The 20,627-nt window shown below is 72.5% G+C and carries 19 protein-coding genes; 9 read left to right on the top strand and 10 right to left on the bottom strand.

Going from position 1 to position 20,627, the window contains the following annotated elements:
- Positions 1 to 75: 75 nt before the first annotated feature.
- From mnhG to ACHFIV_RS07995, 6 genes are read right to left on the bottom strand one after another with little or no spacing between them, the layout of a single operon-like run.
- Positions 76 to 510 carry a monovalent cation/H(+) antiporter subunit G gene (mnhG, locus tag ACHFIV_RS08020; RefSeq protein WP_398965055.1) on the bottom strand — a complete coding sequence of 145 codons (435 nt, stop codon included), beginning with the start codon at positions 508 to 510 and terminating at the stop codon, positions 76 to 78.
- Positions 507 to 830 carry a monovalent cation/H+ antiporter complex subunit F gene (locus ACHFIV_RS08015; RefSeq protein ID WP_398965053.1) on the bottom strand — a complete coding sequence of 108 codons (324 nt, stop codon included), beginning with the start codon at positions 828 to 830 and terminating at the stop codon, positions 507 to 509. The genes mnhG and ACHFIV_RS08015 overlap by 4 nt, the downstream gene beginning before the upstream one ends.
- Complete coding sequence (locus tag ACHFIV_RS08010) at positions 827 to 1,468, bottom strand: Na+/H+ antiporter subunit E (RefSeq protein WP_398965051.1); 642 nt, start codon at positions 1,466 to 1,468, stop codon at positions 827 to 829. Before ACHFIV_RS08010 ends, ACHFIV_RS08015 begins: the two co-directional genes overlap by 4 nt.
- Entirely contained in the window at positions 1,465 to 3,120 is a 1,656-nt protein-coding gene (locus ACHFIV_RS08005) for a Na+/H+ antiporter subunit D (protein ID WP_398965049.1), read from the bottom strand. The genes ACHFIV_RS08010 and ACHFIV_RS08005 overlap by 4 nt, the downstream gene beginning before the upstream one ends.
- A complete protein-coding gene (locus tag ACHFIV_RS08000; protein ID WP_398965047.1) occupies positions 3,117 to 3,710 on the bottom strand; it encodes a Na(+)/H(+) antiporter subunit C in 594 nt (197 codons plus the stop codon). The genes ACHFIV_RS08005 and ACHFIV_RS08000 overlap by 4 nt, the downstream gene beginning before the upstream one ends.
- Positions 3,707 to 6,610: a Na+/H+ antiporter subunit A gene (locus ACHFIV_RS07995; protein WP_398965045.1), complete on the bottom strand. Its 2,904-nt coding sequence runs from the start codon at positions 6,608 to 6,610 to the stop codon at positions 3,707 to 3,709. Before ACHFIV_RS07995 ends, ACHFIV_RS08000 begins: the two co-directional genes overlap by 4 nt.
- A 183-nt stretch (positions 6,611 to 6,793) precedes the next feature.
- Here ACHFIV_RS07995 and ACHFIV_RS07990 point away from each other — a divergent pair, with 183 nt between their 5' ends.
- The 6 genes from ACHFIV_RS07990 to ACHFIV_RS07965 all read left to right on the top strand — a co-directional run bounded on the left by ACHFIV_RS07990 (position 6,794) and on the right by ACHFIV_RS07965 (position 12,740).
- Positions 6,794 to 6,976, top strand: a complete 183-nt coding sequence (locus ACHFIV_RS07990) for a hypothetical protein (protein WP_398965043.1) — start codon at positions 6,794 to 6,796, stop codon at positions 6,974 to 6,976.
- A gap of 328 nt (positions 6,977 to 7,304) precedes the next feature.
- Positions 7,305 to 10,148 carry a nitrate- and nitrite sensing domain-containing protein gene (locus ACHFIV_RS07985; RefSeq protein ID WP_398965041.1) on the top strand — a complete coding sequence of 948 codons (2,844 nt, stop codon included), beginning with the start codon at positions 7,305 to 7,307 and terminating at the stop codon, positions 10,146 to 10,148.
- Complete coding sequence (locus ACHFIV_RS07980) at positions 10,145 to 10,582, top strand: roadblock/LC7 domain-containing protein (protein ID WP_398965040.1); 438 nt, start codon at positions 10,145 to 10,147, stop codon at positions 10,580 to 10,582. The genes ACHFIV_RS07985 and ACHFIV_RS07980 overlap by 4 nt, the downstream gene beginning before the upstream one ends.
- A complete protein-coding gene (locus ACHFIV_RS07975) occupies positions 10,579 to 10,986 on the top strand; it encodes a DUF742 domain-containing protein (RefSeq protein ID WP_398965038.1) in 408 nt (135 codons plus the stop codon). Before ACHFIV_RS07980 ends, ACHFIV_RS07975 begins: the two co-directional genes overlap by 4 nt.
- Positions 10,987 to 10,992: 6 nt before the next feature.
- Entirely contained in the window at positions 10,993 to 11,562 is a 570-nt protein-coding gene (locus tag ACHFIV_RS07970; protein WP_398965036.1) for a GTP-binding protein, read from the top strand.
- Positions 11,563 to 11,606: 44 nt separating this feature from the next.
- A complete protein-coding gene (locus tag ACHFIV_RS07965; protein ID WP_398965034.1) occupies positions 11,607 to 12,740 on the top strand; it encodes an FAD-dependent monooxygenase in 1,134 nt (377 codons plus the stop codon).
- Between the two features lie 64 nt (positions 12,741 to 12,804).
- Here ACHFIV_RS07965 and ACHFIV_RS07960 read toward each other — a convergent pair whose 3' ends face one another.
- Positions 12,805 to 13,206, bottom strand: coding sequence for a RidA family protein (locus ACHFIV_RS07960; RefSeq protein WP_398965032.1), 402 nt, complete (start codon positions 13,204 to 13,206; stop codon positions 12,805 to 12,807).
- Positions 13,203 to 14,336: an acyl-CoA dehydrogenase family protein gene (locus ACHFIV_RS07955; RefSeq protein WP_398965031.1), complete on the bottom strand. Its 1,134-nt coding sequence runs from the start codon at positions 14,334 to 14,336 to the stop codon at positions 13,203 to 13,205. Before ACHFIV_RS07955 ends, ACHFIV_RS07960 begins: the two co-directional genes overlap by 4 nt.
- Positions 14,337 to 14,427: 91 nt before the next feature.
- On the opposite strand from ACHFIV_RS07955, the gene ACHFIV_RS07950 reads away from it, so the two are divergent.
- The 3 genes from ACHFIV_RS07950 to ACHFIV_RS07940 all read left to right on the top strand — a co-directional run bounded on the left by ACHFIV_RS07950 (position 14,428) and on the right by ACHFIV_RS07940 (position 17,456).
- Positions 14,428 to 16,047, top strand: coding sequence for an AMP-binding protein (locus ACHFIV_RS07950; RefSeq protein WP_398965029.1), 1,620 nt, complete (start codon positions 14,428 to 14,430; stop codon positions 16,045 to 16,047).
- A gap of 132 nt (positions 16,048 to 16,179) precedes the next feature.
- A complete protein-coding gene (locus ACHFIV_RS07945) occupies positions 16,180 to 17,001 on the top strand; it encodes a GNAT family N-acetyltransferase (protein WP_398965027.1) in 822 nt (273 codons plus the stop codon).
- Positions 16,998 to 17,456 carry a hypothetical protein gene (locus ACHFIV_RS07940; protein WP_398965025.1) on the top strand — a complete coding sequence of 153 codons (459 nt, stop codon included), beginning with the start codon at positions 16,998 to 17,000 and terminating at the stop codon, positions 17,454 to 17,456. Before ACHFIV_RS07945 ends, ACHFIV_RS07940 begins: the two co-directional genes overlap by 4 nt.
- Here the strand turns inward: ACHFIV_RS07940 and ACHFIV_RS07935 are convergent.
- Positions 17,443 to 19,773: a bifunctional salicylyl-CoA 5-hydroxylase/oxidoreductase gene (locus tag ACHFIV_RS07935; RefSeq protein ID WP_398965023.1), complete on the bottom strand. Its 2,331-nt coding sequence runs from the start codon at positions 19,771 to 19,773 to the stop codon at positions 17,443 to 17,445. The genes ACHFIV_RS07940 and ACHFIV_RS07935 overlap by 14 nt on opposite strands.
- A gap of 4 nt (positions 19,774 to 19,777) precedes the next feature.
- On the bottom strand, positions 19,778 to 20,605 hold the full coding sequence (locus ACHFIV_RS07930; RefSeq protein ID WP_398965022.1) for an enoyl-CoA hydratase family protein: 828 nt from the start codon (positions 20,603 to 20,605) through the stop codon (positions 19,778 to 19,780).
- Positions 20,606 to 20,627: the final 22 nt, after the last annotated feature.

The following is a 20,627-nucleotide window of genomic DNA, read 5'->3' as shown; positions in this document are numbered from 1 at the left end:
GGCGTGGCGTTACGGAGACGCGGCCCGAGCGGCGGGGGGCGAGTCCCCGGTCCGGGGCGGCTGGCGGGCCGACGGTCATCGGTTCCGGCCGGAGCCCTCACCGGGTTCCGTCCCCGCACCGGGCTCCGAGTCCGGCTCCGCGTCCGAGTCCGGCTCCGGTCCCGGTTCGGTGAGCTGAGCGTCCAGGTCGTCGAAGAGCAGCTCACCGCGCTCGATCTGCCCCGTCCGGTACGCCGACCGCGCCACCAGATGGGCAGCCACCGGACCTGTCATCAGCTGGAAGAAGCCGATGAGGGCCAGGGTCGCGAGATCCATGCCGCCGCGCAGTCTCAGGGCGACCCCGGCCAGCACCAGCAGCAGCCCCAGGGTCTGCGGCTTCGTCGCGGCGTGGCTGCGCGACAGGACGTCGGGCAGCTTCACCATGCCGACCACCCCGAGCAGGCAGATCGCCGCGCCGAAGAAGACGAGGACCGCTCCTGCCGTGTCCAGGACCTGGAGCCAGGCACTCATGTCCGTCCCTCCTTGCGGGCGGGCTTCCCGCGTGACAGAGGCTTGTCCCGCACGGCGATGAAGCGGGCGATGCCCACCGACCCGGTGAAGCCGAGGAACGCGAGCACCAGCATGATCGGGAAGTAGAACGAGTCCCGGGCGAAGGCGGACTTGGCGCCGAGGCCGGCGATGACGACGGCGGCGAAGACGTCGAGCGCGATGGCCCGGTCCAGCATCGAGGGCCCACGGCTGATCCGGAAGAGCAGCAGCGCACCCGCGACGACGACGAACACGACGGCGGCGCTGATCAGCACCCGGTCGACGGTCTCGGGACCACTCATGTCCCCTCCTGCCCTGTGCCGGAGTCGGAGTCGGAGTCGGGCGCAGGTGGTGGCTCGGAGACCCGGCCGATCTCGTCCCGGGTCCCGAAGGCCCGCACCGTCAGCTCCTCCAGCTTCCAGACGGTGCGCCGGGCGGCCTCCAGCTCCTCCGGCCGGTCCGCGTCCAGGACGTGCAGGAAGAGCGTCGCCGTGGCCCTGCGCACCTCGATGACGGAGCCGCCCGGCACGTTCGAGACGGTGACGGCCGTCGCGGCGAGCATCAGGTCGCTGCGGCAGCGCAGTCGTACGCCGATGACGGCCGGCCGGTGCGGCCGGTCGGCGAAGATCTGCCGTGTGACCTTCACGCCCGAGGTGTACATGTCGTAGAGCAGGTAGCCGGCGAGCCGGACGATGCCCCAGGGGTGCAGCCGCAGTCCCATGTCGACCTGCGGCAGCGGGAACGCCAGACAGACGGACACCGCGACGACGACACCGGTGATGACGTTGGCCCAGGTCAGGGTGGACCACAGCAGGACCCAGATCAGGGTGAGCCAGGCGATCAGCGGAAGGTCGAGTACGCGGCGCCGGCGGCCGGCGAACTCGACACTGAACGGGGGCAGGTCGGGGTTGCGGTACGACAGGGTGATCAGGCGCCTCACCGGCCGAGCACCTCCTCCACATAGGGCCGGCGTTCGATGAGTTCGGCTGCCGCGCGGTCGGTGAAGGCCGTCAGCGGACCGGCCAGGACGGTGAAGGCCAGGCCGAGCACGACGGCGCCCGCCGTCGCGGCGGCCATGGCCACGGGCGGGCGGACCGTGGTGGTGACGGTCCTGCCCTGCAGGGTGGCGGCCACGGCCTGCCCCGCGGGCGCCCGCGGCGGCCTCACGCCTTCGTCGCCCGTGCCGGGGATCCGGTCGGGGCCGGTGTCGGCATCGTCGTCGTCGCTGTCGTCGGCGGCCTCGAGGACGGTGCCGTACGCGGCCTGTCCCGGGGGCGCGGTGCGCCAGAAGGCCAGGTTCCAGATCTTGGCCATCACGTACAGGGTGAGCAGGCTCGTGACGGTGGCGCCCGCGACGAGGATCCAGGCCCACACACCGCCGTCGGCGACACCCGCGCGCATGAGTCCGAGCTTCCCGATGAACCCGGAGAGCGGCGGGATCCCGGCGAAGTTCATCGCGGGGACGAAGAAGAGGACCGCGAGCAGGGGGGCCGCCCTGGCCAGCCCGCCGAGGCGGGTGAGCTCGTTGGTGCCGCCCCGGCGTTCGATGAGCCCGGCCACGAGGAAGAGGGTGGTCTGGACGGTGATGTGGTGGGCGACGTAGAAGATCGCGCCGCCGTACGCCTCGCGGGTGGCGAGGCCGATCCCGAAGACCATGTAGCCGATGTGGCTGATGAGGGTGAAGGAGAAGAGCCGCTTCAGGTCCGTCTGGGCGACCGCCCCGAGAATGCCCACGGTCATCGAGGCGAGGGCGAGGGCCATCAGCAGGTCGCCGAGCCGGTTGCCGGGGAAGAAGAGCGTCTCGACCCGCAGCATGCAGTAGATGCCGACCTTCGTCAGCAGGCCGGCGAAGACGGCGGTGACGGGGGCGGGCGCGGTCGGGTAGGAGTCGGGGAGCCAGGCGGCCAGGGGGAACACCGCTGCCTTGACGGCGAAGACGGTGAGCAGCATGGCCTGCACCAGGGTCTGCACACCGAGGGGGAGGTCGGGCAGCCGGACGGCCAGCTGGGCGAAGTTGGCCGTGCCGGTGGCGGAGTAGGTCATGGCGATCGCCGTCAGGAACAGCATCGAGGAGAACAGCGAGATGATCACATAGGTGGAGCCGGCCCGGATCCGGGGGCCGGTACCTCCGAGCGTGAGCAGGACGAAGCTGGCGACCAGCATGATCTCGAAGCCGACGTACAGATTGACGAGGTCGCCCGCGATGAAGGTGAGGGAGACCCCCGCGACCAGGATGAGGTAGGCGGGGTGGAAGACGGCGACGGGCGTCTCCTTGTCCCGGTCGGCCATGCCCTGGCCGAGTGAGTAGACCAGGACGCAGAGGGTGACCGCCGAGGAGACGGTCAGCATCAGCCCGGCCAGCCGGTCCGCGACCAGCGTGATGCCGAGCGGCGGGGCGAAGTCGCCGAGGTGGACGGAGAGGGGGCCCTGCCGGTCGGCGGCGATCATCAGGGTCACCGACAGGCAGAGGACGGCGCTGAGCACGGCCACGCTGATGAAGCGCTGGAAGCGTGCGAGCCGGGTTCCGAAGGCGAGGCTGAGTCCGGTGGCGCAGAGCGGCAGCAGGACCGGCAGCGGGACGAGCGCGTTCATCGGGCGGCTCCTCGGTCGTCGTCCGTGTCGTTCAGGTAGTCCTCGGGGTCGGCTCCCAGCACGTCGTGCCACAGATCGCCACTGGCGTCACGGCCCCGGGCCTGCAGCGCGCGGTCGGCACGGAGCCGGGCACGGAGCCGGCGGTGCTCCTGCCGGTAGCGGGCCCGGTCCTTGGGGCTGCGGGCGGGTTCCGCCCGGTACTCCTCACGCAGTTCGGCCCGCTGCCCCATCACCTCGGCGCGCAGGAAGATGCGCCGGTCCTCCAGGTCGTCATGGACCTCGTCGGTGCCCGTCAGCTGGTAGCTGCGGTAGGCCATGGCGAGCAGGAAGGCCGTGGTGGCGAGGGTGATGACGATGGCGGTGAGGGCGATGGCCTGGGGCAGCGGGTCGGTGATCCGTCGCAGCGGTACCCCGTAGAGCAGGGGTGCCGCGCCTGCCGAGCCGGTCGAGGCGAGGACCAGCAGGTTGATGCCGTTGCCCGCGATCACCGCGCCGAGCAGGATGCGGGTGAGCGGCCGGGTGAGCATGAGGATGCCGCCGACCGCGCACAGGACGACGGCCGTGACGAGGAGCGAGACGCTCATGGTCATCGGCGGGGCTCCCCCGTCCCGGAGTCCGTGGCGGGGGCGAGCGCGCCCGCCGCCCGTTCGATCTGCCGGTCGATCTTGGCCCCCAGTGCCCTCACGATGTCCAGGACCACGCCGAGGACCAGCAGGTAGACACCGAAGTCGAAGAGCACCGAGGTGCTCAGGTGGTAGTCACCGAAGACGGGCAGGTGCCCGTGATAGGTCCAGGCGTGCAGCACCGTCCCTTCCGCGAGGCCGCCCAGGGCGACCGCGGTGGACACGAACAGTCCGAGTCCGGTGAAGAGTCCGGGCTGGAGCGGCGCGGCCTCGGCGAGCTCGAACCTGCCGCCCGCCAGGTACCGGGTGATGAGCGCCAGCCCTGCCACGAGGCCGGCCACGAAGCCGCCCCCCGGCATGTTCTCCGCGCAGAACAGGAGGTAGAGGGAGAGCACCAGGATGGGGTGGAAGAGCAGCCGGGCCACGACTTCGAAGACGATCGAGCGGTGTTCGGGCGCGAGGGTGGATCCGGCGGCCAGCCAGCTGCGTTCGGGCGCGGTGTCGTCACCCTGCGGGAGACCGGTCAGCCGTCGTCCCGACAGCGCCCAGGCGGTCTCTCCCTGCAGCTCCTCCCGGTTCATGGACGCCTCGCCACGACGGTGGAGGTAGATCAGACTGGTCACCCCGATCGCCGCCGCAGCCAGCACGGCGGACTCCCCCATCGTGTCCCATGCCCGCAGATCGACCAGGATGGTGGCCACGACGTCCTTGAGGCCGTGATGGGCGACCTCCTCGACCATCGCCGCGCCCGCGGGCTCGGCGACACGCGCGGCGCCCGCCACCCAGACGGCCACGCCGACGGTCGCGGCGGCGGCCAGGGCGACCGGGATCCGCAGCGCCCGCCGCCAGGTGCCGATGGACTCCTCGAAGCGCACAGGCAGCCGGCGCAGGACGAGCACGAACACGATCATCGACACGGTCTCGACGCAGAACTGGGTGAGTGCCAGGTCGGGCGCGCCCTGTACGACGAAGAGCAGTGCGGCCCCGTAGCCGGTCAGGCCCGCCAGGACGACGGCCTTCATCCGGCGGCTGACGGTCAGGCAGGAGAGTGCGGCCGCGCAGGTGAGCAGGGCCACCGCCCCCTGGAGCGGAGCGTCCCACACGCGGGGGGCGACCGCTCCTTCCCACGGCCGGTCCGTGATCAGGACCGCCAGCTGCCCGGCCAGCAGCACCGTCAGGGTGATGGCCAGGTATCCGGAGAGGGAGCCGCGCTGGACGAAGCCGGTGACCTGCAGGGCCAGTCGTTCCAGGCCGAGAAGGAGGTGTCCGAAGACACTGTCCGCGGTCGGCCAGGCGACGCGCCGGGAGACCCGGACGACCGCCGTACGGCCCGCGAAGAGCACCGCGCCACCCGCCCACGTCAGGGCGGACAGCAGCAGGACCACGTTGAAGCCGTGCCAGAGGGCGAGGTGGTAGGGGTGGGCGGGGGCGGGGAAGGCGTCGGCGTAGGCGGCGAACAGACGGTCCGTCCATCCGACGCCGGGGCCGAGGACCAGGCCGGCGACGGCCATGACGGCGGGTGGGGCCAGGAGCGCCGCGCCGACGCGCCGGACCGGGGTGTCGGCGAGGCCGGGCTTGCGGGCGAACGCCCCCCAGAGGAAGCGGAGGGTGTACGCCACGGTCAGCACCGAGCCGACGACGGTGACGGCCAGGACCCAGCGGTCGGCGGTGTCCCCGTGCAGCAAGGCGTCGAAGGCGGCTTCCTTGGCCGCGAATCCGAGGAACGGCGGCAGGGCGGCCATGGAGGCGGCGGCGAGCACCGTGACCGCGCAGACGTACGGCATGGTGCGGCCGAGGCCGGAGAGCCGGCGCAGATCGCGGGTGCCGGCCGCGTGGTCCACGATGCCGGTGAGGAGGAACAGCGCGGCCTTGAACAGGGCGTGCGCCAGGATCATCGCGACGGCGGCGAGCGCGGCGTTGCGGTTGCCCGCTCCTGCCAGCACGATGAGGAAGCCGAGCTGGCTGACGGTGCCGTAGGCGAGGACGAGCTTCAGGTCGTTCAGGCGCAGGGCGCGCCAGCCTCCGAGGAGCATGGTCGCTCCCCCCAGGACGAGGACGGCGGGCCGCCAGGCGGGCACGTCGGCGAAGGCGGGTGCGAGGCGCGCCACCAGGTAGACGCCGGCCTTCACCATGGCCGCGGCGTGCAGGTAGGCGCTGACGGGGGTCGGTGCGGCCATGGCGTTCGGCAGCCAGAGGCTGAACGGCCAGATCGCCGACTTGGACAGGGCCCCGCACAGGACGAGGACGACGCCCACGGAGACGGCGAGGGTCGTCTCGGGCGGATCGGCGACGATCGCGGAGATCCGGTAGGTGCCGGCGGCCTCACCGAGGATCAGGAAGCCGACGAGCATGGCGAGGCCGCCGAGTGTGGTGACCGTCAGGGCCTGGAGGGCGGAGCGGCGGTTCTTCTTCTGCTGGCTGCCGTGCCCGATCAGGAGGTAGGAGAAGACGGTGGTGAGTTCCCAGAAGACGTACAGGGAGATCAGGTCGTCCGCGAGGACGAGTCCGAGCATGGCGCCGGCGAACGCGAGCAGGTTCCCCGCGAAGGGGGCCAGTTGCGGTGAACGATCGGTGAAGTAGGAGGCGCAGTACAGCAGGACGAGCATGCCGACGCCTGCCGCCAGCAGCACCATCAGCTCGGAGAGCGCGTCCAGGCGGAGGGCGACCGACACGTCGTACGTGCCGATCCACTCCCAGGACCAGGTGAGTGCGCGGCCGGCCTCGGTGCCGTTCCACTCGGTGACCGCCCACACGGTGGTGGCCGCCGGGGGGAGCGCGAGCACGACGAACGCGTACCGGCCCGATCGCCGCACCAGCGGCGCCGCGCACGCGGCCAGTGCGAAATGGCAGAGGACGAGGGCGATCACGACGGGCGATCCGGAACAAAGGGCACCGAATACAGATATATCCCCCGGCCTGGTTCACCCGTCCGGCGCGCCGCGCGGCGGCCCGTCCGCTGCTTCCGTTCCGCGCCGGTGATGGACGGCTCCTGCCCCGCTGTGGTCACAGAACGGCGTCTGCCCTGTCCGCCCTGCGGCACACGGCATGACATGGGGCTTTTCCGGCACGGCCGTCGCGCGGCCCCCTTCCCCGCCCAGCACCCGGTCGGCGTCGAGGGAGAGATGGAGCGGTTCGTCGGGCATCTCGTCGGGCATCCCGTGGGGGCCCGGGGCGACGCGCGGACGACCGCCGTGCGCGTCGGGACACACGGCGAAACCGTCCCCCTCGGGTGACCTCTGCACGGGGTGCGGAGGCGGACCGCCCGGCATCCTCGTCACCTCCTGGCCCACCGCGGCAGATGCGCGTGCCCTTTCAGCCTCACTCCGGAGCGTGCCCGCCGCTACCTGGGCATGACAGGCATCCCCGACACTTCGGCAGGCTTGCGTGCACGCCGTGTGCACCTCGTGTGGTTCATGTGAGGCCACTTTTTCTTCTTTTTTGCACTGTGACTAATATCCATGTGTCCAAGTTCTCAACGTATTTGACCAGTCACCGGCTGGCATCATCGTCAAGGAGAATCCCCTGCGCACGCGCGCGTCACGGCGGACCGACTCGGCACCCATGTCGTTGCGGACGGCCCTTCTCGTACTGGCGATCGTCCCCGGAGTCGCACTGGCGGCCCTGTGGGCCGTCACCAGTGGACAGACACTCCTGGACTTCCAACGCCAGGCAGCCCAGGGACTCTTGGCCGAGCAAGCGGGCCAACCGTCCAACATCGTGTACTACAACCTGCAGGAGGAGCGCCGGCTCAGCGCGGAGGCGCTCGCCCGGCCCGGTGACTCCGGTACGGCGCTGAAGCAGCAGCGCACGCGCACCGACGAGGCCATCACGGCCTTCGAGTCCCTCTCGGACGTGAGCGCGGACGACGCGCCCGAAGAGGTGCGGAACGCCGTCGGCAGGGCCCGGGAGGCGATCAGCCGGCTGCCCGCCCAGCGCACTCTCGTCGACGAGGGTGACAGCGACCAGCAGGCTGTCGTCTACGGCTACTACACCGACCTGATCGCCGTGGACCTCGAGCTGTTCTCGGCTCTCAGCCGTGTGGACAACGGCGAGGTGACCACCCTGGGCCAGCCTCTGGTGGACCTCTTCTGGGCCAAGGAGATGATCTCCCGCTCGGACGCGATCCTCGCCCGTGGCTGGCCCACCGGCAAGCTCAGCACCGACGAGCTGCGGGAGGTCAGGGACGCCGTCTCCGGCCAGGCCTTCCAGACCGGCACGAAGGTGATTCCGCACCTGCCCGAGGACGAGCAGGAGCAGTGGAGAGAGCTGACCGAGAGCTCCGCCTGGAAGGCCAAGACGGAGGTCGAGAAGCAGATCCTGCGCCCCGCCGCCGCGGACCGGTCCGGCTTCGTCGAGCTGAAGGCCGAGGAGAAGACCTGGCGCGAGGCCATGGACGGTGTGACCCCGCAGTTGGTGGCGCTGCTGGAGAAGCGCACCGACGCGGTCGTGGTGACAGGCAAGGACACGGTCATGTCCCTGCTCCTCAGAATGGTCCTCACCTCGGTGATCGGACTGCTCGCGGTCGTCGCGGTCGTCTGGACCACCTGGCGCCTCACCCGCAACCTGCGGCAACGCGTCTCCGGGCTCCAGGAACGGGCCGAGGAGCTCGAGAAGGCGCTGCCGGACGTCATCGAACGGCTGGCGCGGGGGGAGAAGATCGATCCGGAGGCCGAGGCCCGCGCGATCGACACCGACGGCGAGGGCGGTGACGAGCTCACCCGGCTCGGCGGCGCGCTCAACCAGGCCCGTGCCAGCGCTTTGCAGGCCGCCGTCAGACAGGCCGACCAGCACCGGGGCTTCGAACGGCTGCTGCAGCGCATCGCGCGCCGTACGCAGCAGCTGATCGGCCAGCAGCTCAAGAAGCTGGACGAGCTGGAGCGCAGGCACGAGGACCCCGAGGTGCTCGACGGCCTCTTCGACCTCGACCACCTGACGGCACGTCTGCGCCGTTACGAGGAGAACCTGGTGATCCTCGCGGGCGGCTCACCGCACCGGCGCTGGCGCAAGCCGGTGCCCCTGCTGGACGTCATGCGTTCCGCCCAGGGCGAGGTGCAGGACTACCGCCGGGTGGTGCTGGACCTCGACGGCGCTCCGTGGCTGGCCGAGCGGGCCGTCGGTCCGGTCTCCCACGTCCTGGCGGAGCTGATCGAGAACGCGCTGACGTTCTCCCGGCCGCCCAGCCCGGTCGAGGTGCGCGCGGCGAAGGTGAGCCGGGGCCTGGCCATCGAGGTCGAGGACCGAGGCCTGGGCATGGACGAGGAACAGCTCACCGAGGCCAACGAACTGATGAGCCGTCCGCCCCGGATGGACGTGCTGGCCCACTCGGAGGACATCCGGCTCGGCCTCTACGTGATCTCGCGCCTCGCCGACCAGCACGGTCTGAGGGTCGAGTTCCGGCCCTCCGCCTTCGGTGGCACCAGGGTGGTCGTCCTGGTCCCGGACGAGCTGACCGTCCCCGAGCCCGGCACCGGCCCGGTCGGCGTACCGTCGGCCGCGCCGCCCCCGGCGGTGGAGCCGGCAGCCGCACCCGCCCCTGCGGGCGCTCTGCCGACCCGGGTCCAGGGGCGGGCGATGGCGGGGGTCACGGCCCTGGCCGACCACACCGCCAGGCCGGCGCCCGCCGGCGAGGAACGGTCCGCCGCCGAGCAGCCCTACTCCGGCTCCGGCGACCCGTTCCCCGTGCCCGGCCGGCCCTTCCCGGCGGACGGACAGCCCTTCCCGCCCGACGACACTCCCTACCCCGACGCGGACCAGCCGTACTCCACCGGCGACGCCGCGTACCAGGGCGACGGACAGCCGTACGGCGACGGCCCGTACCTCGCATCCGAGCAGCCGTACGACGACGGCCGGTACGCCGGATCCGAGCAGCCGTACGACGACGGCCGGTACGCCGGATCCGAGCAGCCGTACTCCGGGAGCGGTCAGTCCTACGCCGGCCAGGAACAGCCCTACATGACGGCCGCGGGCCAGTACCCGGTGCCAGGACACGCCTACGCCGAGCCGGCCGATGACACGTACACGGCACCGGAACCGGCCTACCCGCAGCCGTACCCGGCGGAGGGCGGCACCACTGGCACGCACGCCTACGGTGTGCCCTCCCATCCCGGCCCGGACCTCCCCGTGGCGGAGCAGCCGGCCGCCCCGCCCGCCGGCGGGGAGCCCCCGCTCCCCCGCCGTGTACGCCAGGCCAGCCTGGTGGACGAGCTACGGGTGAACCCGGCCGCCGGCACGGCGGCACCCAAGCCCCCGAGCTGGGACGAGAACCCGCTGCTGCGCCCCGTCCCCCGGCGGGCCGGTGCGGCGATCGGGGCATTCCAGCGGCGCTCACGCGCGGCGCGTGCGGCCGAGGAGCCGCCGGGCCCCGCCTCCTCCGCACCCTCCCCTACGAGAGAAGAACGGTCATGACACGCACAACGGCCACCCTCCAGGATCTGGACTGGCTGCTCGACGGTCTGGTGGACTCGGTCGCCGAGACGCTGAACGCCGTGCTGCTGTCCGACGACGGGCTGGTGGTGAGCCACTCGCGCACCATCGAACGCGCCGACGCCGAGCGGCTCGCCGCGATCTGCACCGGCCAGCAGAGCCTCGCGCGCGGGGTTGGCCAGCTCTTCGACGGTGGATCGGTCCACCAGGTGATCGTCGAACTGGCAGACCTCTGGCTCTTCATCATCGCCGCAGGCCAGGGCACCCACCTGGCCGTCATCGCCTCCCAGGAGGTCGACGCCGAAGTCATGTCCCTGGCGATGCACAACCTCGTCCAGCAGGTCGGCCAGAAGCTCACCGCACCGGCCCGCGGCGACTTCGACGCCTTCGGTACCGGGGACGGGCAGCGGGTGTGACCTCCTACTGGGACGAGGAGGAGACCGAGGAGGACGGTGCGGGCACGATGGTGCGCCCGTACACGATCACCCGCGGCCGGACCGCTCCCGAGCGGGACGACTTCAGCCTCATCACCGTGCTCACCACGGCCGAACAGCCGGTGGACGAGCACGGTGCCCCCCTGCGGGCGGGCCGGCTCCAGCCGGAGCACCGGATGATCCTGGAGCGCTGCCGCCGGCCGGCCGCGGTCGCCGAGGTCTCCGCCGGGCTCGACCTGCCGGTCTCGGTGACCAAGATCCTGCTGGCCGACCTGGTCGCCCAAGGCCTGCTGCTGGCCCGCGCCCCCCTGACGGTGGCGCGGGCGTCGGGCGGCGCCGGCATGGGCCTGCTCGCCGCCGTACGTGACGGACTCCGGAGACTCTGAACCGATATGACAACCAGTCAGACGGCGCCTTCCGCCGTCAAGATCCTCATAGCCGGTGGCTTCGGCGTGGGAAAGACCACTCTGGTGGGCGCCGTCAGCGAGGTGGCGCCCCTGCGTACCGAGGAATACCTCACCCGGGCGAGCATCGGTGTCGACAGCCTCGCCGGCGTCGGGCAGAAGAACACCACCACCGTGGCGCTGGACTTCGGCCGCATCACGGTCAGTCCGGAACTGGTGGTCTACCTCTTCGGCACACCTGGCCAGGAACGTTTCTGGTTCATGTGGAACGACCTGGTCAACGGCGCGCTCGGCGGAGTCGTGATCGCCGACACCCGCCGGCTCGAGACGAGTTTCGCCTCGATCGACTTCTTCGAGAGCCGGGACATCCCCTTCGTGGTGGCGATCAACTGCTTCCACGGGCACAACACCCGCACCCCGGACGAGATCCGTGCCGCCCTGGACCTGGATCCGCATGTCCCCCTGCTGATCGGAGACGTCCGGGCACGGTCCTTCGGCCGCGACGTGCTGCTCGCCCTGGTCGACCATCTGATGAGCCTGCCCGCGGCCGTCGGCTGACCCGCCTCCCTTCCCCTTCTTCTTCTCGCCTGGAGAGACCTGAGATGGAAACACCCCTGCGTGTACTCGTGCACGGCGGCGGGATCGGCGGGCTCACCCTCGCCGTCGCGCTCGCCCGCGGCGGGCACACGGTCGAGGTCGTCGAGCTCCGTGACCAGCTGGACGCCCTTGGCGTCGGCATCATCCAGCCGTCCAACGCCCTGCACGTCATGCGTGAGATCGGCGTGCTCGACGCGTGCGTGGCGGCCGGATTCCCCTGGGAGGTGCTGACCGTCTGCGACCCGGCCGGCACCACGCTCGCCAAGATCCCGCAGCCCCGCATGGACGGCGTCCCCGCCAGCCACGGCATACCGCGCCCCGCCCTGGCCCGGGTGCTGGGCGACGCCACCGCGGCCGCCGGGGTCCCGATCCGCTTCGGGACGACGATCGCGGAGATGACCGACGACGGTTCCGGGGTCGGCGTGACGCTGTCCGACGGATCCTCCGCCCGCTGGGACCTCGTCGTCGGCTTCGACGGCATCGGCTCACCGCTGCGGACCCGGCTCCACGGCGACCGCTTCGTCCCCGAGTACACCGGCTTCGCCAACTGGCGGGTCACCGTGCCCCGCCTGCCCGAGGTCCAGGGTGTCGTGGTCAGCGCCGGCCGGTCGTCGACGAAGGCGCTCCTCACCCCCATCACGGACGAGCTGATGTATCTGGCCGCCGTGACCGCCGAGGAGCCCGGCTTCCGCCCTGACCCGGAGCTGGCGCACGAGGAGCTCAAGGAACGTCTCGCCGCGTTCGGCGGGCCCGTCGCCGAGGCGCTGACCTCGGTCACCTCGGGGGCCGACGTCGTGTACTCGCGTATCTCGCAGGTCACGGTCGACGCGCCCTGGCACGTGGGCCGGGTGGTCATCGCCGGTGACGCCGCGCACGCCAGCACCCCCAACCTCGCCCAGGGGGCGGCGATGGCGGTGGAGGACGCCCTGGTCCTCGCCCGGTCGCTCGACGCGGAGGACGGAGTCGCGGCGGCTCTGGCCGCGTGGGAGGAGCGCCGCCGTCCCCGCGCGATGTTCGTGCAGAACCTGTCCCGCGCTCTCCTGAAGGAGGAGACCGGCAGCCCGACGACGCCCGAGGAGGACGAACTCCTCAAGGTCGGGATGCCCGGCGCCGCACACGTGCTGGTCCAGCCCTACTGATCCCGCACCACAGGCCGGCGAAGGGGCGGTGCGGCCTGCCGCACCGCCCCTCGTGCCCACCGTCTCAGTCCAGCACGGCGATCCCGTCGATCTCGACCATGGCCTGCTCGTCCCAGAGCCTGACCGCTCCGACGACGGCCATCGCCGGGTACTCCCGCCCGGCCAGCCTCCGCCAGACGGCGCCCAGTTCGGGGGCGTGGGCGCGGTAGTCGGCCACGTCGGTGGCGTACACGGTGACCCTGGCGAGGGCCGCCGGGGCGCCGCCCGCCGCGCGCAGGGCGGTCAGCAGATTCCCGAGGGCCGTCTCGAACTGCTCGGGCAGTGTGGCTCCCACGACCTTCCCGTCGCCGTCCAGCGCGGTCTGACCGGCGAGGAAGACCAGTCGGCCGCCGGTGGCCGTGACGGCGTGCGAGAAACCGGTGGGCGGGGCGAGTTCGGCGGGATTGATCCGGGTGATCGGGTTCATGCGGGCGTCTCCTGGGTCGCGTACAGCTCCTTGGCGATGATGGTGCGCTGCACTTCGGTGGCGCCCTCGTAGATCCGGGGCGCACGGACCTCCCGGTAGAGGTGCTCGAGCAGGTGCCCCCGGCGCAGAGCGCGGGCGCCGTGCAGCTGCACCGCCGCGTCGACGACGTACTGGGCGGTCTCGGTCGCGTAGAGCTTGGCCATGGCGGCCCGCCGTGGCACGCCCGGCTCCCCCGCGTCGTGTGCGGCGGCGGCCGCGTACACCAGGAGCCGGGCGGCCTCGGTGCGGGTGGCCATCTCCGCGACCTGGTGCGAGACGGCCTGCAGGTCCTTGAGCGGGCCCCCGAAGGCGGCGCGCTGCGCCGTGTGTTCCAGGGTGGCGTCCAGGGCCGCGCGCGCCATGCCGACGGCGAACGCCCCGACGCTGGGCCGGAAGAGGTTCAGGGTGTCCATGGCGACCCGGAAGCCCCGGCCGGGCTCCCCGAGCACGTCGTCGGCGGTGACGGGTACGGCGTCGAAGTCCAGAGCTCCGAGGGGGTGCGGGGAAAGCATGTCCAGGGCCGTCCCGGTGAGCCCGGGCCGGTCGGCGGGGACGAGGAACGCCGTCACGCCACGGGCTCCGGCGCCCTCGCCCGTCCGGGCGAAGACGGTGTAGAAGTCGGCCTCGGGCGCGTTGGAGATCCAGCACTTCTCGCCGGTGAGCCGCCAGCCGTGTCCCTCCGGGGCGGGCCGTGCCGCGAGGGCGAGCGCCGCCGCGTCGGATCCCGCGCCCGGCTCACTGAGCGCGAAGGCGGCGACGGCCCGGCCCGCGCGCACCTCGGGGAGCCACCGTGCGCGCTGCGCCTCGGTGCCCGCCCGGCGGACCGGACCCGCTCCGAGCCCCTGGAGCGCCAGGGCGGTCTCCGCCTCGGTGCAGCCGCGCGCCAGGGATTCACGCAACAGGCAGAGGTCGAGCGCGCCCGATCCGAGGAGACGGTCCAGCAGTCCGAGTCCGCCGAGCGCGGCGACGAGCGGCCGGTTGACGTGGCCGGGCTCGCCCTTCTCGGCGAGGGGGCGAAGCTCGTCACGGGCGAGGGCGTACAGCTCGTCGCACCAGGCGGTTTGACCGGGATCGAGGGAGAATGCCGTCATACCGGCGCCTCTCTTGTCACGACTTATCGCGGACCGTTGACTACCGTCACTCAAACGATACGCTCCAAGGGCGACAAGGGGGCGAAGCTTCATGAAGCCGTCAGGTACCGCGAGCGCGCACACCGACACCTTCGCGCGCGACCATCTCCCGCCCGCCGGAGACCGGCCCGAGCTGGTCTTCGACCTCCCCGGACTGGCCTATCCGGCCCGGCTGAACTGCGGTCACGAGCTGCTGGACCGCACCGCCGACCGCTTCGGCCCCGACCGCCCCGCCTTCCGGAGTGCCGACGGCGAGGTCTGGAGCTACGGGGAGCTGCGGGACCGGGTGGACCGCATCGCCCAGGTGCTCAGCCACGACCTGGGCGTCGTCCCCGGCAACCGCGTACTGCTGCGCGGGCCGACCACGCCGTATCTCGCGGCCTGCTGGCTCGCGGTGATGAAGGCAGGCGCGGTCGCCGTGACGGTGCTGGACCGCCAGCGGGCGTCGGAACTGGCCACCATCTGCTCCATCGCCCGCGTCGGCCACGCCCTGTGCGACGTCAGGTCGGTCGACGACCTGCTGGCCGCCGGGGTGCCCGGCCTGCGCGTCACGACGTACGGGGGCGGGGGACCCGGTGATCTGACGGAGCTCGCAGCGGCCCGGCGAGGCCCGTGCCGGGCCGTGGACACCGCCGCCGACGACATCGCGCTCATCGCCTTCACCTCGGGCACCACCGGGCGGCCCAAAGGCTGCATGCACGCCCACCGGGACGTGCTGGCCGTCGCCGACACGTTCGCCCGCCATGTCCTGCGGCCGGGCCCCGACGACGTCTTCGCGGGCAGCCCGCCGCTCGGCTTCACCTTCGGGCTCGGAGGGCTGGTCATCTTCCCGATGCGGGCCGGCGCCTCCTCCCTCCTGCTGGAACAGGCCGGACCCAAGCAGCTGTTGCCCGCCCTCGCCGCCCACCGGGTCTCCGTCCTGTTCACCGCGCCGACCGCCTACCGCGTCATGCTCGACGCGCTCGACGGACACGACCTGTCCGCGCTGCGCCGCTGTGTCTCGGCCGGGGAGAACCTCCCCGCCGCCACCTGGCGGGCCTGGTACGAGCGGACGGGTCTGCGCATCATCAACGGCATCGGAGCCACCGAGCTGCTGCACATCTTCATCTCCGCCGCCGACGGGGCGATCCGGCCCGGCACCACCGGCGTCCCCGTGCCCGGCTGGCAGGCGCGCGTGGTGGACGAGGGGGGCGAGGAGCTGCCCGACGGCGAACCCGGCCTGCTGGCCGTACGCGGTCCCGTCGGCTGCCGTTACCTCGCCGACGACCGCCAGCGGGACTACGTGCGCCACGGATGGAACATCACCGGAGACACCTACGTCCGCGAGGCCGACGGCTACTTCCGCTACGTGGCCCGCGCCGACGACATGATCATCTCCGCCGGGTACAACATCGCCGGGCCCGAGGTCGAGGAGGCGCTCCTGCGCCACCCCGACGTGGCCGAGGCCGCGGTGGTGGGGCTGACCGACGAACTGCGCGGACAGATCGTCGCCGCGTACGTCGTGCCACGCGAGGGCGCCCGGCCGTCGGCCGACGGCCTGCGTGCCCACATGAAGGCCGAGCTGGCGCCCCACAAGTGCCCGCGCTCCATCGAGTTCCTGCCCGCGCTCCCGAGGACCGCCACGGGAAAGCTCCAGCGCTTCCTGCTGCGCGGCACCGCCTCCCGGGAGTGATCACGGGCTCCGCCCACCCGGCCGTCCGCCGCTCGCGACCGGGTCGCCGTGGGCCGGTCCGCCGGTGAGAGCCCCTGTCCGCCCGTCGGAACACGGATGCCCCGGGGCCCTGCGGCCGTCCAGGATGAGGGCATGACCTGGACCTTCACGGACGACGTCGACGTCTTCCTCGACGCGGCGGGAGCCACCATGGCCGCCCGTCCCGCCGAGAACACCCTGCTGCTGACCGTGACGGCCACACTCCGGGACAGCGGGCCGCACGCCTACGGCACGGAGCCACCGGTGCTGGGCTGGTGGCGCGGGGCGGGCGGCGAGGTGACCGGGGCCCTGGTGCGTACACCGCCGTTCCCGCCCGTCCTGGGCGCGGTGCCACCCGAGGCGCTCGGCCCGCTGGCCGACGCCCTGCCGCTGCCAGGCGTCAACGCGGACCGCGAAACTGCACGCGCCCTGGCCGCCCGCTGGCCCCGCCACCGGGTCGACGAGGAGCACCGGCTGTACCGGCTGGGCACGCTGGTGCCGCCCTCCCCCGCGCCCCCGGGCCGGCCCAGGACCGCCACCACCGCCGACCGGGCGCTGCTGGTCGACTGGATCCGCGCCTTCGGTGCGGAGACCGGACAGCCGGGTGACCGGGCGGAGCGGATCGTGGACGAACGCACCGCGCACGGCGGGCTGACGCTCTGGGAGGCCGGCGGAGGACCGGTCTCGGTGGCGGGCGTCTCCCCCATGGTCGCCGGCACCGTGCGGGTGGCGAACGTCTACACGCCGCCGGGGCTCCGGGGCCGGGGCTACGCGGCCGCGGTGACCGCGGAGGTCAGCCGCGCGGCCCGGGACGCGGGCGCCCGGGAGGTGCTGCTCTTCACTGACCTCGCGAATCCGACGAGCAACGGCGTGTACCGGCGCATCGGTTACGAGCCGGTCGGCGACCGCCTGCTGATCACCGCGGAGCCCAGGTGACGGCCCCGGCCGGCGGGGCGCCGGCCCGCCAGCCGTGGCTGGTCGCCGCGAACGTCGTGCGGTGGCGGCGCTACGGCGAGGGCGGCCAGGAACTGCGGCCCGGCACCAAGTCCTACCGGGGCGGCTCCAAGGTGTACGTGATCGACACCTACCCGGGCACGGGCCACGAGCAGTTGACGACCGTCGGACGCGGCCGCCACACGGGCACGTACATCACGATCGACATGGCGACGCGCAATCTGCACACCTTCCGGGCCGTACCGGTCCACAGCCCGACCGTGCTGCGGCTGTGCGAGGAGGCGGGCGTGGGCGGCTGGTGGACGGAGCGTCAGGACGCCGAGGAGCTGGCGCACCGCCTCGGCCGGCTGGCCCTCGAGTACCGGACCGCACACTGGGCCACGCCCCATCCCACCCCGTGCCGCTGCCACGAGTGCCTGACGCTCAGTTCAGCGTGAGCCGGGGCCTGGGAGCGTCGGTGCGGCCCGTCGGCGGAGTCCGGCTGCCCGCGCGGTACGGGAGCGGCCAGGACACGCCCGGTCCCGCGTAGCCCTGCTCGGCCGCCGCGTGCAGAGTCCAGTGCGGGTCGTAGAGATGGGGGCGGGCGAGGGCGCAGAGGTCTGCGCGGCCGGCGAGCAGCAGTGAGTTCACGTCGTCCCAGGACGAGATGGCGCCGACGGCGATGACGGGTACCTCCAGGGCGTTGCGGATCCGGTCGGCGTACGGGGTCTGGTACGAGCGGCCGTACTCGGGGCGTTCGCCGGACACGACCTGGCCGGTGGAGACGTCGATGGCGTCCGCGCCGTGGGTGGCGAAGGCCCGGGCGACCGTTAGGGCGTCCTCGTCGCTCGTGCCGCCCCGTGCCCAGTCCGTGGCGGAGATCCGCACGGTCATGGGGCGGTCCGCGGGCCACACCTCACGGACGGCGTCGAACACCTCCAGGGGGAAGCGCAGCCGGTTCTCCAGGGGCCCGCCGTAGGCGTCGGTGCGCACGTTGGTGAGCGGGGAGAGGAAGCCGGAGAGCAGATAGCCGTGGGCGCAGTGGAGTTCGAGGAGGTCGAATCCGGAGCGGGCGGCCCGCCGCGCGGCCTCGGTGAACTGCTCCCTGACCACGTCCATGCCGGCTCTGTCCAGGGCCCGCGGGATCTGGTTGACCCCTTGCGCGTACGGGAGGGGGGACGCGGCGCTGACCGGCCAGTTTCCCTCCTCCAGGGGTAGGTCCATGCCCTCCCACATCAGCCGGGTCGATCCTTTGCGGCCGGAGTGGCCCAGCTGGACGCCGATCGCGGCACCGGGGACCGCGTCGTGGACGAAGCCGGTGATCCTGGCCCATTCCCCGGCCTGTCCGTCGGTCCACAGTCCGGTGCAGCCGGGGGTGATGCGGCCCTCCGGGCTGACGCAGACCATCTCGGTCATGACGAGTCCGGCGCCGCCGAGCGCACGGGCCCCGAGGTGCACGAGGTGGAAGTCACCGGGCCTCCCGTCGACGGCGGAGTACATGTCCATGGGCGAGACGACGATTCGGTTGCGGAGTTCCAGGCCGCGCAGCCGCAGCGGGGTGAACATCGGCGGGGTGCCCGGCGGGCAGCCGAACTCCTCCTCGACGGCCCCGGTGAAGCCGGGGTCGCGCAGGCGCAGGTTGTCATGGGTGACACGGCGGCTGCGGGTGAGGAGGTTGAAGGCGAACCGCCGGGGCGGCTGGTCCACGTAGTGCGGGAGTTCCTCGAACCAGCGCAGGCTGGCGGCGGCCGCGCGCTGGGTCGACAGGACGACGGGGCGGCGTTCGGCCTCGTACACGGTGAGGGCGGTGGGCAGATCGGGCTGTTCCTCGATGGCGGCGGCCAGGGCGAGGGCGTCCTCGACGGCGAGTTTGGTGCCCGAGCCGATCGAGAAGTGGGCGGTGTGCGCGGCGTCGCCGAGCAGGACGGTCCTGCCGTGCGACCAGCGGGCGTTGGTCACGGTGGTGAAGGTGAGCCAGGAGGACCTGTTGGAGCGCAGCGGACGGCCGCCGAGGGCTTGGGCGAAGACCTCGGCGCAGAGTCCGGCCGACCGCGCCGTGTCGCAGACGTCGAGTCCGGCCGCCCGCCAGACCTCTTCGCGCATCTCGACGATGACGGTGGAGGCGCCGCTCGCGTGCTGCGGCGTCGTCCGGGAGTGGTGGCCGGGCGACGGGCGGGAGAAGGGGTAGGCGTGCAACTGCATCACGCCGTACCGGGTCTCGGCGATCTCGAAGCGGAAGGCGTCGAGCGCGAAGTCGGCGGCCAGCCAGATGTAGCGGTTGCGGTGGCCGGTGACCACGGGGCGGAAGTGGCGGGCGTGGGCCTGGCGGGTGGCGCTGTGCACCCCGTCGGCGGCGATGACCAGGTCGTGGCCGGCGGCGAGCTCGGCGGCGGGCGGTGCCTCGGTCCGGAAGCGGAGACGGACGCCGAGTGACGCGCAGCGCTCGTGCAGGATCCGCAGCAGGGTGCGGCGGCCCAGTGCGGCGAACCCGTGCCCGCCTGAGGTCTGGGTGACGCCCCGGTGGACGACGTCGATGGTGTCCCAGCGCACGAAGGCCCTGCTCAGCGCCTGGTACACGACGGGATCGGCGTGCTCGATGCCGCCGAGTGTCTCGTCGGAGAGGACGACGCCGAAGCCGAAGGTGTCGTCGGGGGCGTTGCGCTCCCATACGGTGACCTCGCGGCCCGGGTCCAGCCGCTTGAGGAGTGCGGCGGCGTAGAGTCCGCCCGGCCCGCCGCCGATGACCGCGATCCGCCGCGTGTCCGAGGAGGGCATCGCGCTACCTGCCCCGCCACTTCGGCGGCCGCTTCTCGGTGAAGGCTGCGTGGAACTCGGCGTAGTCCTCGCTGTTCATCAGGAGCGCCTGGGTGGCCGCGTCCATCTCCACCGCTGCGGCGAGCGGCATGTCGAGCTCGGCGGTGAGCAGTGCCTTCGTCTGGGCGAGGGCGAGCGCGGGACCGTCGGCGAGCCGCCTGGCCAGGGCGGCCGCGCGGGCGTCCGCCTCTCCCTCACCGGTCAGCTCGCTGATCAGTCCGATGCGCTCGGCCTCGGGTGCGCGGACGGGTTCGCCGAGCATCAGGATGCGGGTGGCGTGGCCGAGGCCGACGACCCGGGGCAGGAGGTAGGCGGCACCCATGTCACCGCCGGACAGGCCGACGGCGGTGAACAGGAAGGCGAACCGCGCGGAGGGGGCGGCGATCCGGAAGTCGGCGGCCAGCGCGAGGACCGCCCCGGCCCCGGCGGCCACTCCGTGGACGGCCGCGACGACGGGGAAGGGGCACTCACGCAGGGCCCGTACGACCTGTCCGGTCATCCGGTTGAAGTCCAGGAGCTGTGCGGTGTCCATCGCGAGCGTGGCGCCGATGATCTCGTCGACGTCGCCGCCGGAACAGAACCCGCGCCCCTCACCGGCGAGCACGAGGGCACGCACCGAGCGTTCGCGGGAGAGTTGCGCGAGGAGGTCGCGCAGGTCGGCGTAGGCGCCGAAGGTGAGCGCGTTGAGCTTCTCGGGACGGGCGAGCGTGACGGTCGCCACGCCGTCGTCCGTCGTCAGGCGCAGGTGCTTCCAGCGCTCCGCGCGCGGGGCGGAGCCGGTGAACGGGCTCATGGGAGGGTCCCCTCCGGCCGTC

The sequence above is a fragment of the Streptomyces sp. ALB3 genome, assembly GCF_044385685.1.
GTDB lineage: Bacteria > Actinomycetota > Actinomycetes > Streptomycetales > Streptomycetaceae > Streptomyces.
This window is presented reverse-complemented; position numbering and strand designations above follow the sequence as displayed.